The following is a 14,579-nucleotide window of genomic DNA, read 5'->3' as shown; positions in this document are numbered from 1 at the left end:
GTTAGCTATATTTTTTACTTTGCAACAGAACCTTAATTTTAATTCAATAGCAAAGGAAGCTAATGTTTCTAAATCATGGCTTTATAAGGAACACGATATTAGGCAAAGAATCGAATCCCTTCGTGAGCGTCAAATAACAGCAAATGTAGTCTCAAAACCCAAGAAAAGTTCTCGTTCGGAGGAAATCCTTATTAAAACCTTAAAAAGAAGAGTAATGGAATTAGAAAAAGAAAATAAAAAATTACAGAACCAAATTCAAAAATTATATGGAGATCTGTATAATAAAGAATAATTATTAATCTGTAGACAAATTGTGAAAGGATGTACTTAAACGCTAACGGTCAGCTTTATTGAACAGTAATTTAAGTATATGTCCAATCTAGGGTAAGTAAATTGAGTATCAATATAAACTTTATATGAACATAATCAACGAGGTGAAATCATGAGCAATTTGATTAACGGAAAAATACCAAATCAAGCGATTCAAACATTAAAAATCGTAAAAGATTTATTTGGAAGTTCAATAGTTGGAGTATATCTATTTGGTTCAGCAGTAAATGGTGGTTTACGCATTAACAGCGATGTAGATGTTCTAGTCGTCGTGAATCATAGTTTACCTCAATTAACTCGAAAAAAACTAACAGAAAGACTAATGACTATATCAGGAAAGATTGGAAATACGGATTCTGTTAGACCACTTGAAGTTACGGTTATAAATAGGAGTGAAGTTGTCCCTTGGCAATATCCTCCAAAAAGAGAATTTATATACGGTGAGTGGCTCAGGGGTGAATTTGAGAATGGACAAATTCAGGAACCAAGCTATGATCCTGATTTGGCTATTGTTTTAGCACAAGCAAGAAAGAATAGTATTTCTCTATTTGGTCCTGATTCTTCAAGTATACTTGTCTCCGTACCTTTGACAGATATTCGAAGAGCAATTAAGGATTCTTTGCCAGAACTAATTGAGGGGATAAAAGGTGATGAGCGTAATGTAATTTTAACCCTAGCTCGAATGTGGCAAACAGTGACTACTGGTGAAATTACCTCGAAAGATGTCGCTGCAGAATGGGCTATACCTCTTTTACCTAAAGAGCATGTAACTTTACTGGATATAGCTAGAAAAGGCTATCGGGGAGAGTGTGATGATAAGTGGGAAGGACTATATTCAAAGGTGAAAGCACTCGTTAAGTATATGAAAAATTCTATAGAAACTTCTCTCAATTAGGCTAATTTTATTGCAATAACAGGTGCTTACTTTTAAAACTACTGATTTATTGATAAATATTGAACAATTTTTGGGAAGAATAAAGCGTCCTCTTGTGAAATTAGAGAACGCTTTATTACTTTAATTTAGTGAAACAATTTGTAACTATTGAAAATAGAAAGAAATTGTTCCTTCGATAGTTTATTAATATTAGTGACATTTGCATGCTTCAAAGCCTGTCGGAATTGGTTTTTAGTGAAAAGAACACGATATTCACGGTTTACCCACTTATAAACAAAAGATCGATACTTTTTGTAGTCCTTCTTTGAAATCAATGGTTGATGTCGTTCAAGAACAATCAATACAGAGTCTACACTTGGCTTAGGATGAAAATATAGTGGTGGTACTTTTTTGAGCATTTTTATATCCATCTCCACCATTAATAGTAAACCCAAAGCTCGTTGCAGATTTTGCAATCTTTTCGCAAATCCCTTCTCAACGATAAGATAGCTATATTTAGCCTGACTTTCAAAGGTAATTCTTTTGACAATATCCGTACTGATGTTATAAGGAATATTACCATATATCTTATAGTTTATATGTTTTGGGAAGGAAAATTTTAGAATATCCGTTTGAATCACTTTTATATTCTCAGAGGGGTTTACCGCTTCTTTAGTCACTTGACATAAGCCTCCATCAATTTCTATAGCAGTAACTGATCGACTCATTTTGACTAGCTCTTTGGTAAAATGTCCTTTTCCTGATCCGATTTCTATTACGTTGTCTTGTTTACTGATATTCGTGTGATTCAATATTTCTTTTACATGCTTTTTAGAAGTAATAAAATTTTGCGTGTCTTTAGGGTTTTTCTGGTTCATTATAACCTTCTCCTTACTGGTTATAATGAACTGACATTAAGCGTTCATTATAACCAATTAATTTTGATTTGGTTGATAACGAACTTTATTAATAACAAATATAGAAAAAGTACCCATACTTTTATCTCCTTTCCATTTTTTTCATTATGAATGAGATAAAGTAATTTCTACTACTGCGATACTGGTGCACATAATTGAAACCTCCTTATGTAACTGAATATGATTGTATCATCTTTTCATTTTAGAATAAACCTTTATATGTAATTTTGCACTTGACACTTCAGATGGACGTTTTCTTCAAAATAATATGTTTTGAAACTTGATAAGAGAAGCCACTGTCTTTACTAAAAAGTAAAGGCTGCGATAAAGGACAGTGACTTTAATAAAGTTGCACTGTTGTATTGTCTTTGGATAAAATTGTCTAAAGGGAAGTTTTATCCCCAACGAAAAAACATCTAAAGTGGTAAGTAATGAAAGAATGTCGATAAAGTAGGAATGGGGGATCTTTTTGAATACAATAGAATCACAGTTTGATAAGGTTGCAGAAGATTACGATTTCGTGAATGAGCTTTTGAATGATTATTCATTCTTTGTGTCTAATATGTCTCCAAAGAAAGGCAGAGCATTAGATATCGGATGTGGCTCGGGTTTGTTAGTGGAGAAATTAGCAAGTTATTATGATGAAGTGGTAGGGATTGATATTTCTAATCAAATGCTCGATCTTGCCAAATCTAAACGTCAACTAACAAATACGGTCTATCTGAATATGAATGCAGAACAACTTAATTTTAATGAGAAGTTTGATTTTATTGTAAGCCGAACAACCTTTCATCATTTGGATGATATAGCCAGCGTAATACAGCAAATGAAGGAACTGTTGAATGAGGAAGGAAGAATAGTTATTCTTGATAATGTATCTGAAGTCGAGACACCGCCTACCTATGTTTATAAATTAGGGGCAATCCAAGAGTTTTTACCGCATTGTTTCAAATTTGGAATAAAAAATGCGATTAGAATTTATAATCACAACACATCTAAATCATGGCTTGAGCATTTAGCTTCAGATAAGTACCTATCTGAACAAAATTATTACGATTTATATGAAAAGTTGTTGCCTGGATGCCAATTCCATAAAATGGGTTGGGCAATGGGGGTTGTCTGGACAAAATAACTTAAAGCTGTGGCTTTGAAAAGTTGAATTTGTGATTGTTTTCAGAGCTATCGGGTGCTTTAGTATAAATAACAATGAATAAAAAATCAGCCTGTATCTTATGTTACTATTAAGTAATTTAAGATACAGGTTTTACTATTTTTGAAATAAGTACCTTCCACTTCAAATACATGTATTCAAAGTGAAAGTATTGATTTAAATGATTCTTTTGTAATTTACTCTTGATAAGACATCACACCTTCTCCAGGAGATATCAAAATAACTCAGAGAATAAAAGAGATTAGTGAAATGATGGGCATTATATTATATGACCACATAATATTTTCAGAAAATGATCATCATTCAATTATCAAAAAAATTGCACTTTCTACTGGTATATATCCTTGCATTAATTTTATAAAAAATGCCCCTACTGAAGATATAAAAGCAATTGCTATGCTATTGTTCACTACCGTATTCATTGGTAATTTAAATAATGCTAATAATACAGGAATGATGATAAATGCTCCACCTGCACCCACAATTCCCGAAATTACACCAATTCCAAATCCAACTATAATAAATAGCAAAGGTTTAGATTTCGTCTCTTGTGTAGTAGGTTTAACTTTAATAAACATCAATATTAAAGCAAGTATGGCGATTATTACATATACCGTATTTACAAAAGTAGCATTAAACAAACTAGCTAAAATTGCCCCTAACATGCTTCCAATCAACATACCCCCTCCCATATATATAACAAGTTTAGGAGAGAAAGCTGGTTGTTTTCTTGCATTTAATGATCCACTAAGTGTACTGAAAAATACTTGACTAGAGGTAAGTCCCGAAGCAATATATGCACTATACGCAGGTATACCTATTAATGGTGGCAATATAAGAATAGCTGGGTAAATAATAATTGCGCCCCCAATACCTATTAATCCAGATATAAATCCACCCAGTACGCCAATTAGCAACATAATAGTCATATTTGCTATATCCATTATTTACTTTTAACTAATAAATTAACTGCTTCATTAATTAATTCTTGAGAACTTTCATTATTTTCTTCTGCTGTTTTAACGCATTCTATTAAATTTTCACTAATTATAATCCCCATTAAACGTTGTATAGAACCTTTAGATGCACTAAGTTGCGTAATTATATCTTTGCAATCTTTTTCTTCTTCCATCATTTTTACGACACCATTTAATTGACCTTGTATTCTATTTATACGATTAATCATTTTTTTATCATAAGTCATATTCATTTCCTCCACATAAATTGATTAAGTTAATAATAATAAATTAAAACAAAATTGTCAAATACCCCTATAGGTATTTGGCAAATGATTCTATCCGTTTTATTATACCCTCATAGGTATTTATAGGAGGTAAGTATGGAACAATACAAAGAAGTACACATTAATTCATTAAACAAAGAAGAATTAGAAAAATTGGCAAAAATGGGTCAATTGATTGATGTTAGAACAAAAGAAGAATATGAATTAGGACACATTAACGGTTCAACTTTACACCCAGTAGAAGAGATTAAATCATTCAATAAGAATAGCAACAAAACGTATTATATACATTGTAAAAGCGGTAACCGAAGCACTAAAGCTTGCGATTATTTAGCCAAACAAGGTTATGATGTCGTGAATTTAAAGGGTGGATATAAAGATTATGAAGCAAAGAACTTCAATAGTGCTCCTTTAATAGAAAAAGATATTGAAATCAAAGAGAATCGTAAACAATTTGATTTTAGAGGTCTTCAGTGCCCTGGACCTATTGTTAATATCAGTAAAGAAATTAACAATATTTCAACGGGTGAGCAAATCGAGGTAACAGTTACAGATCCTGGTTTCAATAGTGATATTAAAAGTTGGGCGAAACAAACAGGGAATACCCTTGTAAATCTTACTGAAGAAGCAAATGTAATTAATGCAATTATTCAAAAAGAAAAGCCAAAAGAATTTGAAATCAATGACACTGCTACAGGTACAACAATTGTTTTATTTAGCGGTGAGTTAGATAAGGCAGTAGCAGCAATGATCATCGCAAATGGCGCTAAAGCAGCAGGTAAAGATGTAACTATTTTCTTTACTTTTTGGGGCCTCAACGCATTAAAAAAAGCGCAATCAACTCGCGTTAAAAAGAAAGGTATTTCCAAAATGTTTGACCTTATGTTACCTAAGGATCCAATACATATGCCATTATCAAAAATGAATATGTTTGGACTAGGTAATATTATGATGCGTTATGTAATGAACAAGAAAAATGTTGATTCTTTATACTCACTTATCGATCAAGATATAAAGTTAATTGCTTGTACCATGAGTATGGATGTTATGGGAATTTCAAAAGAAGAATTAAGAGATGAAGTCGATTATGGTGGCGTAGGTACTTATATTGGACATACTGAGCAAGCAAATCATAACTTATTTATCTAATCAATAAAATCTATTTTAAAAAGGAGTTTTTTTTGTTTTTCAAACAATTTTATGAAGACAATTTTTCACAAGCATCTTATTTAATTGGATGTCAACGTACAGGAGAAGCAATGATTATTGACCCTATACGAGATTTAACAAAATATTTAAAAGTTGCAGATAAAGAAGGATTCACAATTACTAAAGCTGCAGAAACACATATTCATGCTGATTTTGCTTCAGGTATTAGAGATGTGGCAAATAAATTGAATGCAAGTATATACGTATCTGATGAAGGTAAAGATGAATTTAATTATAAAAATATGCCTAAACAAACACATTTCGTTAAGCATCAAGATATTATCTATTTAGGAAAGATTAAATTAGAAGTCTTACACACTCCAGGCCATCCCCCTGAGAGTATTAGTTTTTTACTTACTGACGAAGGTGGGGGTTCCAGTATACCAATGGGATTATTTAGCGGTGACTTCATCTTTGTTGGTGATGTAGGTAGACCAGATCTATTAGAAAAAGCTGTAAATGTTGAAGGTTCTACAAAAATCGGAGCAAAACAAATGTATCAGTCCATACAATTTGCTGCAACATTACCAGACTATATTCAAATTTGGCCAGGTCATGGTGCAGGGAGTCCTTGTGGTAAAGCGCTAGGTTCATTACCTACAACTACTTTGGGTTATGAGAAAATAAACAACTGGGCTTTTAATGTTAAAGATGAAACTTCATTTATCGAAACTTTAACACTCAATCAGCCAGCTCCACCACACCATTTTTCACAAATGAAAAAAATAAATCAATTTGGTATGCAAATGTACCAACCATATAATGTTTACCCTAGTTCAAGCAATACACAAACTGCTTTTGATCTTCGAAGTAAAGAAGCATTCCATGGTGGTCATATGCATGGAACTATCAATATTCCTTTTAATAAAACTTTTATAAATCAAATTGGTTGGTATTTAGATTATGACTAAGATATTGAATTAATTGGCGATAAATCTACCGTTCAACAAGCTATTCATGCTTTACAATTAATTGGTTTTGAAAATGTAAAAAGTTACCGTTTGCCACAAACAAATATCGTCACATCATCTATTCATAGTTCTGAAATGACTGGTGAAGAACATAATGTATTAGATGTTCGTAATGATGATGAATGGCGTAAAGGTCATTTAAAACAAGCAATTCATATTCCTCACGGTAAACTTTTAAATGAAGATATACCTTTCGATAAAAATGACCTAATTTATGTACATTGTCAATCAGGTGTTAGAAGTTCAATAGCGGTAGGAATATTAGAATATAAAGGATTTACGAATATTGTTAACGTTAGAGGTGGCTATCAACATTTACCAGCATTTTTAAAATAGTTTTCTTCTGCAATAGAACTATAAAAATCCCTCAATCCGAAAATTCAATTCGGATTGAGGGATTTTTTTATAAAGACAATTACGAACTTTGATTATTCATTTGAATTAGTTTTTTATGCTTTTATATCTAAGTAAATATCATTAATCTGTAGTACTTTTTGGATAATTGCTAATGTACCACCTAGCAAAGTTGCAAATTTGACATTAGATGTTAACTTTATTTGAATTTCGTTACGTGAATATTGTTTGAACTGGTTCTTAATTGCTTCTAATATTTCAGGCATTTCATTGAACAATGGACAGTTAATGTAAATTGCATTCGGATTAAACTGGGTGTTTAAATTATGTATTAAAACAGCAATTTTATTTATAAATTGTTCCATTTCTTCAACTACGACTGGATTTTTTTCATTATAAAATTGAATTAATTTGCTAAGCGTCATCTTCTCATTTAGTTGATTACTTAAATTATGCAGTAAAGCTTCTTGTGAAAAAATATCTTCAATCTTATGAAAGATCTCCACATTATCGCTAACTTTTGAGACAAGTGTTTTTCCAATTTCACCCGCTTCCCCATTTGCACCACGATACAATTGATTATTAATAATAAGCCCAGCACCAATACCTTTATGTATACTTAAAGCAATAAGATTATTGTAGGATAAATTATGATTAAAATTACGTTCATATAACGCTGAAAGATTCGCTTCATTTTCAACTACGACTGGAACATTAGTAATTTCTTTTATTTTCTTAGCAATTGAAATTCCTTCAGTTTCATGGAATGGTAAATATGTCACATGCTGCTCATTATCCACAACTCCATGTATAGAAACAGACACACCTAATAGTCCGTTATAAGTATCAAGTTTCTCCTGAATATCAATATGTTTTTTTATTATGCTTAATATACTACTAACCTTTTCATCAGGTAAATCATAAGATTCATGCTTAATGACATTACCATCAAAATAATTGTACATCACTTCAACAGAACTATAAGTTAAATCCAAAGAAATAAAATAACCATAAAGATGATTAACCTTCAGAAGAATAGGTTTTCTACCACCACTCTTCGTGCTATCACCCTCACCAACCTCATTAACAAGAGATTTATACTTTAACTTATTCAAAATACTAGAAATCGTTGCCTTATTAATCTCAAGATTTTTAGATATTTGAGTACGCGAAATATTATGATGGTTATAAATTTCCCTTAGCACTCTTTTTTCATTATCATTTATATTTTATTTTCCATAATTGCCTACCCCATAAGTTATTTTGAATTTAGTTTATAGTTTATCATGTATTTTTATACCAACTATTTTAACATAAATTAAATTAAACCTTAGAACAACTTAAAACCTCACTTAGGTTATCATCTTCGTTCTTTTATTTTTTTTATTATTTCAATAAATTACGTATTTCCAATATGACGATTTTTTATGCAAAGTCGTTGTATGTTTTTCAAATTTTTGACATTTATGCAATCTAAATAGCCAATTAGGGAATTTTTAACATTTTTTATTTGTTTGATATTATACTTAATGTATCTTAAATAGAAAGAGGGTATGCATATGGATTTCACTGGTGTTATTACAAGCATTATTGATTTAATCAAGACTTGCATTCAGGCTTTCGGTTAATTTTTTCAACTAAAAAACAGAGGAAATATTCAACGACTTGATTGTTTCCTCTGTTTTCTATGTATTGTTGTAAACACAACAATTTTATTTTTTATTCAATATATTTCTCAATTCTTCTATTTCATCTTGTGATAGATCTTCTTTTTCTACAAAGTTTAAGACAAGTGAATTGAAACCGCCTTTGTATACTTTATTGATAAAGTTTTTAGATGTTTTATATTTTATATCACTTTCTTCTACAAGAGAGTAATATTGAAAAATTTTATTGTCTTTTTTACGATCTATAAATCCCTTTTTATACAATCTCGTTATAAGTGTACGAATGGTTTTTGGACTCCAGTCCTTTTGCATTTGTATTTCTTCTATTATATTATTCGCACTTGCATATTTTTTCATCCAAATGATATTCATAACTTCCCATTCTGCAGATGATATTTCATACGTTTTATTATCCATTATATTAACTCCATTTCTTTTAAAATACGCTCAGAAATTTGTTGTGCTTTTTCGCCATTCGCATTGTCTTCGCCTTTTAAATGTGTAGCAAAATAATACGTATTATCTTTCGTTTCAACATAACCTACGAACCATCCATTTGCTTCTTTGTGATTCACGATTCCTGTTCCAGTTTTACCTACATATTTATAAGTATCTTTTTGTTTCAAAGTCATACTATTTTCAACTTTTTCAATAGCCTTATTATCAAAATGCATGTTATGTTGTTTCATATTTTTCAACAAATTAACCTGTTCTATTGCAGAAATTTTTAATGAAGATTCATTCCAATAATTTTCATTCCCTGATATTTCTTCATTACCATATTCAATTAGATCTAAATAAGATTTAACCTCATCTTGTCTTAAATGTTTGTTTAAATTTTCGTAATACCAATTTACTGAATATTTCATTGAAGAATTTAAATTTTGATCTTGGTTCCATTCTTTAAATGGATATTGATGTTTATCCCATTGTTGTTCAGTATGATTTAATGAGAGTAAATTTTGGTCGAATGCCATTAACGCTAAATAAATTTTGTAAGTAGAATTAGGTGAATATCGTTGTTTACTTTCTGGTTCATTATAAATAGAATAAGCTTGCTCCCGTTCATTATAAAGCACAAAACTTCCATCAAATCCTTTGAAATACGGAGCTAGTTGATTTAATTTTTTATATGATACATTTGTTTCATATTTGTCTTGTTGAACATGTGCAGATAGTAACGGTGCTTGTATTAAAAGCGATATACTACATACAATATACGCAACAATACGCTTGTTTCGATTAGGTTTAGGCATTGAATCATAAAGTGCAATATACTTAACACGTTCTTTAATATTTGAATTAAAACCTAGTAAATATTGTGCTGCCACATTATTTATGTGCTGAGATTTTAAAATAGAGCATTTTAATATCGATTCACCATAACGTATATGTTCATGGCGATTCAAAATTTTTAAAACGTTTCTATCACATACTTTTTCACAGTCATTGTCCATCATTGTTTTACTTATATATAGTGCAGGATTAAACCAGAATATCATTTTAAAAACAACATAAAGCTGGTTGAATATTAAGTCATGACTTTTCACATGTGATAGTTCATGTAGAATAATATATTCAATTTCTTTGTCATTCATGGTTTCGACTACGACAGTTGGTAGTACAATTTGGGATTTCACTAAACCAAATACCATCGGATTATCAATGTTTGAACTATAACTAATTGTTATATGCTTTTTGTAGAACTGCATCTTACTTTGACATACTTTAAGTCGTTCATTAAGATATGACGATTCCAATGACGAACTTTTAATAACATCAATTTGTCGGAATGCCTTAATCATATAAAATAAGCACAACAAACTACCAAATACCCATATCAAAAGAATCATATACGTTATATTTGAGGTCTCAAACTGATTAACATTAATTGCTAAGTCTTTCGTAACAGATGATTGTTGACCATCTAACATATGACTAACCGAAGAAGTCGTGTCAGATACATTTCGATTCATCATATCTTTTGAAAATGTAAAATTCGATATTTTGTAAAATGGTATTAATGGAATTAACGTGGAGACGAGCACTAATAACCAAATCTTATGTGACATAATATTTTGAGTATATTTTATATAGAGCATTCTCACTAAAAAAATTACACATATCGTGAGCAATGAACTGATTATACTTAACATTAAAAAAGATGATAACACCTTCTACACCTCCATATCACAAAAATTATAACATTATTTTGACATAAATACTACATTTGTAATATACTACAAATGTAGTCTTATATAAGGAGGATATTGATGAAAAAGATAAAAATTGTTCCACTTATTTTAATAGTTGTAGTTGTCGGGTTTGGTATATATTTTTATGCTTCAAAAGATAAAGAAATTAATAATACTATTGATGCAATTGAAGATAAAAATTTCAAACAAGTTTATAAAGATAGCAGTTATATTTCTAAAAGCGATAATGGTGAAGTAGAAATGACTGAACGTCCGATAAAAATATATAATAGTTTAGGCGTTAAAGATATAAACATTCAGGATCGTAAAATAAAAAAAGTATCTAAAAATAAAAAACGAGTAGATGCTCAATATAAAATTAAAACAAACTACGGTAACATTGATCGCAACGTTCAATTTAATTTTGTTAAAGAAGATGGTATGTGGAAGTTAGATTGGGATCATAGCGTCATTATTCCAGGAATGCAGAAAGACCAAAGCATACATATTGAAAATTTAAAATCAGAACGTGGTAAAATTTTAGACCGAAACAATGTGGAATTGGCCAATACAGGAACAGCATATGAGATAGGCATCGTTCCAAAGAATGTATCTAAAAAAGATTATAAAGCAATCGCTAAAGAACTAAGTATTTCTGAAGACTATATCAAACAACAAATGGATCAAAATTGGGTACAAGATGATACCTTCGTTCCACTTAAAACCGTTAAAAAAATGGATGAATATTTAAGTGATTTCGCAAAAAAATTTCATCTTACAACTAATGAAACAGAAAGTCGTAACTATCCTCTAGGAAAAGCGACTTCACATCTATTAGGTTATGTTGGTCCCATTAACTCTGAAGAATTAAAACAAAAAGAATATAAAGGCTATAAAGATGATGCAGTTATTGGTAAAAAGGGACTCGAAAAACTTTACGATAAAAAGCTCCAACATGAAGATGGCTATCGTGTCACAATCGTTGACGATAATAGCAATACAATCGCACATACATTAATAGAGAAAAAGAAAAAAGATGGCAAAGATATTCAACTAACTATTGATGCTAAAGTTCAAAAGAGTATTTATAACAACATGAAAAATGATTATGGCTCAGGTACTGCTATCCACCCTCAAACAGGTGAATTATTAGCACTTGTAAGCACACCTTCATATGACGTCTATCCATTTATGTATGGCATGAGTAACGAAGAATATAATAAATTAACCGAAGATAAAAAAGAACCTCTGCTCAACAAGTTCCAGATTACAACTTCACCAGGTTCAACTCAAAAAATATTAACAGCAATGATTGGGTTAAATAACAAAACATTAGACGATAAAACAAGTTATAAAATCGATGGTAAAGGTTGGCAAAAAGATAAATCTTGGGGTGGTTACAACGTTACAAGATATGAAGTGGTAAATGGTAATATCGACTTAAAACAAGCAATAGAATCATCAGATAACATTTTCTTTGCTAGAGTAGCACTCGAATTAGGCAGTAAGAAATTTGAAAAAGGCATGAAAAAACTAGGTGTTGGTGAAGATATACCAAGTGATTATCCATTTTATAATGCTCAAATTTCAAACAAAAATTTAGATAATGAAATATTATTAGCTGATTCAGGTTACGGACAAGGTGAAATACTGATTAACCCAGTACAGATCCTTTCAATCTATAGCGCATTAGAAAATAATGGCAATATTAACGCACCTCACTTATTAAAAGACACGAAAAACAAAGTTTGGAAGAAAAATATTATTTCCAAAGAAAATATCAATCTATTAACTGATGGTATGCAACAAGTCGTAAATAAAACACATAAAGAAGATATTTATAGATCTTATGCAAACTTAATTGGCAAATCCGGTACTGCAGAACTCAAAATGAAACAAGGAGAAACTGGCAGACAAATTGGGTGGTTTATATCATATGATAAAGATAATCCAAACATGATGATGGCTATTAATGTTAAAGATGTACAAGATAAAGGAATGGCTAGCTACAATGCCAAAATCTCAGGTAAAGTGTATGATGAGCTATATGAGAACGGTAATAAAAAATACGATATAGATGAATAACAAAACAGTGAAGCAATCCGTAACGATGGTTGCTTCACTGTTTTATTATGAATTATTAATAAGTGCTGTTACTTCTCCCTTAAATACAATTTCTTCATTTTCATTGTATGTTGAAAGTGACACTGTAACGAGTCCATTTTCTTTTTTTATGGATTTCTTATTTGTAATTTCAGCGATAACGTACAATGTATTACCTGGGTATACAGGTTTAATAAATTTAACGTTATTCATTTGTGTTCCTGCTACAACTTCTTCTCCGTATTTACCTTCTTCTACCCATAATTTAAATGATATTGAAAGTGTATGCATGCCAGATGCAATGATACCTTTAAATCTACTTTGTTCTGCTTTTTCTTTATCTATATGCATATATTGAGGATCAAAAGTTGTTGCAAATTGGATAATTTCTTCTTCTGTAATATGAAGGCTTTTTGTTTTGAATGTTTCTCCTACTATAAAATCATCGTATTTCATATATGTCTCTCTTTCTTATTCAAATTAATTTTTTAGTATGTAACATGTTAAAGGTAAGTCTACCGTCACTGAAACGTAAGACTCACCTCTAACTTTCTATTGAGACAAATGCACCATTTTATCTGCATTGTCTGTAAAGATACCATCAACTCCCCAATTAGCAAGTTGGTTTGCACGTGCTGGTTTGTTTACAGTCCATACGTTCAATTCATAACCCGCTTCTTTTACCATTTTTACTTTTGCTTTAGTAAGTTTGGCATCTTCAGTGTTTACTATTTTAGCATTACAGTAATCTAAAAGTGTTCTCCAGTCTTCACGAAACGAAGTTGTATGGAATATAACTGCTCTGTTATATTGTGGCATGATTTCTTCTGCAAGTTTAACAAGCACAACATTAAAGCTTGAAATGAGCACTTCTTGATTCTGATTTAAGTTTGTTAATTGTTCTTCCACTTGCTTAACCATACTTTTAGAAAGTGCTAGTCCATTCGGTCCAGTAATACCTTTTAATTCTACATTTAAATTCATATTATATTCATTTGCTATTTTTACTACATCATCGAAAGTTGGCAAATGTTCATCTTTGAATTTTTCACCAAACCAAGATCCTGCAGAAGCATCTTTAATTTCATCATAATTCAATTCAGTTATTTCCCCGGACATATTTGTAGTCCGTTCTAAATAATCATCATGAATGATAATCAGTTGTTCATCTTTTGTAATTGCAACATCTAACTCCAACCAGTTTATACCTTCTACTTCTGAAGCAGCTTTAAATGATGCAATTGTATTTTCCGGAGCTTTACTAGGTAATCCTCTATGTCCATATACAGTTAGCATATTACCTCTCCTTGCATTTTTATTTTTTTAATTAACGTAACTGTATTATCACATTAATCGCACTTTTATTTCCATTAAAAAGAGATGAATATCATAAATAAAGAAGTCGATAGATTCGTATTGATTATGGAGTTAATCTACGTCTCATCTCATTTTTAAAAAATCATTTATGTCCCAAGCTCCATTTTGTAATCAAGTCTAGTTTTTCTGTACCCCTTATCTGCAATTTTACTTAGGATTGCTTTTAAC

General features: G+C 30.6%; 14 protein-coding genes and 3 pseudogenes. 8 read left to right on the top strand and 9 right to left on the bottom strand.

The window, feature by feature from the left end; translation table 11 throughout:
* Positions 1-292 (top strand): DUF6262 family protein (locus tag HMPREF2576_RS10440; protein ID WP_256313867.1); only part of this gene is annotated, 292 nt, incomplete at its 5' end.
* A gap of 150 nt (positions 293-442) precedes the next feature.
* Positions 443-1,225 (top strand): aminoglycoside nucleotidyltransferase ANT(9)-Ia, encoded by a 783-nt coding sequence (locus tag HMPREF2576_RS10435; RefSeq protein ID WP_000067268.1) that lies wholly within the window; start codon positions 443-445, stop codon positions 1,223-1,225.
* A gap of 125 nt (positions 1,226-1,350) precedes the next feature.
* On the opposite strand, the gene erm(A) is transcribed toward HMPREF2576_RS10435, so the two are convergent.
* Together erm(A) and HMPREF2576_RS12700 are read right to left on the bottom strand one after the other, a co-directional pair.
* On the bottom strand, positions 1,351-2,082 hold the full coding sequence (erm(A), locus tag HMPREF2576_RS10430) for a 23S rRNA (adenine(2058)-N(6))-methyltransferase Erm(A) (protein ID WP_001072201.1): 732 nt from the start codon (positions 2,080-2,082) through the stop codon (positions 1,351-1,353).
* 57 nt (positions 2,083-2,139) lie between these two features.
* Positions 2,140-2,199 carry an erythromycin resistance leader peptide gene (locus HMPREF2576_RS12700; protein ID WP_010959190.1) on the bottom strand — a complete coding sequence of 20 codons (60 nt, stop codon included), beginning with the start codon at positions 2,197-2,199 and terminating at the stop codon, positions 2,140-2,142.
* A 391-nt stretch (positions 2,200-2,590) separates the two neighbouring features.
* On the opposite strand from HMPREF2576_RS12700, the gene HMPREF2576_RS10425 reads away from it, so the two are divergent.
* Positions 2,591-3,253: a class I SAM-dependent methyltransferase gene (locus HMPREF2576_RS10425; protein WP_001092058.1), complete on the top strand. Its 663-nt coding sequence runs from the start codon at positions 2,591-2,593 to the stop codon at positions 3,251-3,253.
* A gap of 231 nt (positions 3,254-3,484) precedes the next feature.
* Positions 3,485-3,544 (top strand): annotated as a pseudogene (locus HMPREF2576_RS12695) (DNA repair protein RadC); the annotation flags it as partial.
* Positions 3,545-3,597: 53 nt separating this feature from the next.
* Here the strand turns inward: HMPREF2576_RS12695 and HMPREF2576_RS10420 are convergent.
* Both HMPREF2576_RS10420 and cstR read right to left on the bottom strand, forming a co-directional pair.
* Positions 3,598-4,236, bottom strand: a pseudogene (locus tag HMPREF2576_RS10420) (sulfite exporter TauE/SafE family protein); the annotation flags it as partial.
* Positions 4,236-4,496 (bottom strand): persulfide-sensing transcriptional repressor CstR, encoded by a 261-nt coding sequence (cstR, locus tag HMPREF2576_RS10415; protein WP_000220507.1) that lies wholly within the window; start codon positions 4,494-4,496, stop codon positions 4,236-4,238. The pseudogene HMPREF2576_RS10420 and the gene cstR, both read right to left, overlap by 1 nt.
* Before the next feature lie 135 nt (positions 4,497-4,631).
* Between cstR and HMPREF2576_RS10410 the strand changes: the two genes are divergently transcribed.
* Together HMPREF2576_RS10410 and cstB are read left to right on the top strand one after the other, a co-directional pair.
* Positions 4,632-5,684, top strand: coding sequence for a DsrE/DsrF/DrsH-like family protein (locus HMPREF2576_RS10410; protein WP_000438837.1), 1,053 nt, complete (start codon positions 4,632-4,634; stop codon positions 5,682-5,684).
* 32 nt (positions 5,685-5,716) lie between these two features.
* A pseudogene (gene cstB, locus HMPREF2576_RS10405) lies at positions 5,717-7,051 on the top strand (persulfide dioxygenase-sulfurtransferase CstB).
* A gap of 113 nt (positions 7,052-7,164) precedes the next feature.
* Here cstB and HMPREF2576_RS10395 read toward each other — a convergent pair.
* Positions 7,165-8,295, bottom strand: a complete 1,131-nt coding sequence (locus HMPREF2576_RS10395; protein WP_010922808.1) for an ROK family transcriptional regulator — start codon at positions 8,293-8,295, stop codon at positions 7,165-7,167.
* Between the two features lie 333 nt (positions 8,296-8,628).
* On the opposite strand from HMPREF2576_RS10395, the gene psm-mec reads away from it, so the two are divergent.
* Positions 8,629-8,697 carry a phenol-soluble modulin PSM-mec gene (gene psm-mec, locus HMPREF2576_RS12245; protein ID WP_014532405.1) on the top strand — a complete coding sequence of 23 codons (69 nt, stop codon included), beginning with the start codon at positions 8,629-8,631 and terminating at the stop codon, positions 8,695-8,697.
* Between the two features lie 84 nt (positions 8,698-8,781).
* Here the strand turns inward: psm-mec and mecI are convergent, their stop codons facing one another.
* Positions 8,782-9,153 (bottom strand): mecA-type methicillin resistance repressor MecI, encoded by a 372-nt coding sequence (mecI, locus tag HMPREF2576_RS10390; protein ID WP_000369214.1) that lies wholly within the window; start codon positions 9,151-9,153, stop codon positions 8,782-8,784.
* A complete protein-coding gene (mecR1, locus tag HMPREF2576_RS10385) occupies positions 9,153-10,910 on the bottom strand; it encodes a beta-lactam sensor/signal transducer MecR1 (protein WP_000952923.1) in 1,758 nt (585 codons plus the stop codon). Before mecR1 ends, mecI begins: the two co-directional genes overlap by 1 nt.
* Positions 10,911-11,006: 96 nt before the next feature.
* Between mecR1 and mecA the strand changes: the two genes are divergently transcribed.
* Complete coding sequence (mecA, locus tag HMPREF2576_RS10380) at positions 11,007-13,016, top strand: PBP2a family beta-lactam-resistant peptidoglycan transpeptidase MecA (RefSeq protein ID WP_001801873.1); 2,010 nt, start codon at positions 11,007-11,009, stop codon at positions 13,014-13,016.
* Positions 13,017-13,061: 45 nt separating this feature from the next.
* Here the strand turns inward: mecA and HMPREF2576_RS10375 are convergent, their stop codons facing one another.
* Together HMPREF2576_RS10375 and HMPREF2576_RS10370 are read right to left on the bottom strand one after the other, a co-directional pair.
* Positions 13,062-13,490 (bottom strand): MaoC family dehydratase, encoded by a 429-nt coding sequence (locus HMPREF2576_RS10375; protein WP_000872606.1) that lies wholly within the window; start codon positions 13,488-13,490, stop codon positions 13,062-13,064.
* A gap of 96 nt (positions 13,491-13,586) precedes the next feature.
* On the bottom strand, positions 13,587-14,330 hold the full coding sequence (locus HMPREF2576_RS10370) for a glycerophosphoryl diester phosphodiesterase (RefSeq protein ID WP_000958858.1): 744 nt from the start codon (positions 14,328-14,330) through the stop codon (positions 13,587-13,589).
* Positions 14,331-14,579: the final 249 nt, after the last annotated feature.

It is taken from the genome of Staphylococcus sp. HMSC063F05, assembly GCF_001837075.1.
GTDB classification, from domain to species: Bacteria; Bacillota; Bacilli; order Staphylococcales; family Staphylococcaceae; genus Staphylococcus; species Staphylococcus epidermidis.
Note: the sequence above shows the minus strand (reverse complement) of the source record. Positions and strands in the feature narration are given on the sequence as shown.

Excerpts from the sequence above, each read along its gene's own strand:
- mecI (WP_000369214.1), bottom strand. The coding sequence starts at position 9,153 with ATGGATAATAAAACGTATGAAATATCATCTGCAGAATGGGAAGTTATG.
- HMPREF2576_RS10375 (WP_000872606.1), bottom strand. The coding sequence starts at position 13,490 with ATGAAATACGATGATTTTATAGTAGGAGAAACATTCAAAACAAAAAGC.
- HMPREF2576_RS10410 (WP_000438837.1), top strand. The coding sequence starts at position 4,632 with ATGGAACAATACAAAGAAGTACACATTAATTCATTAAACAAAGAAGAA.
- HMPREF2576_RS10435 (WP_000067268.1), top strand. The coding sequence starts at position 443 with ATGAGCAATTTGATTAACGGAAAAATACCAAATCAAGCGATTCAAACA.
- HMPREF2576_RS10370 (WP_000958858.1), bottom strand. The coding sequence starts at position 14,330 with ATGCTAACTGTATATGGACATAGAGGATTACCTAGTAAAGCTCCGGAA.
- cstR (WP_000220507.1), bottom strand. The coding sequence starts at position 4,496 with ATGACTTATGATAAAAAAATGATTAATCGTATAAATAGAATACAAGGT.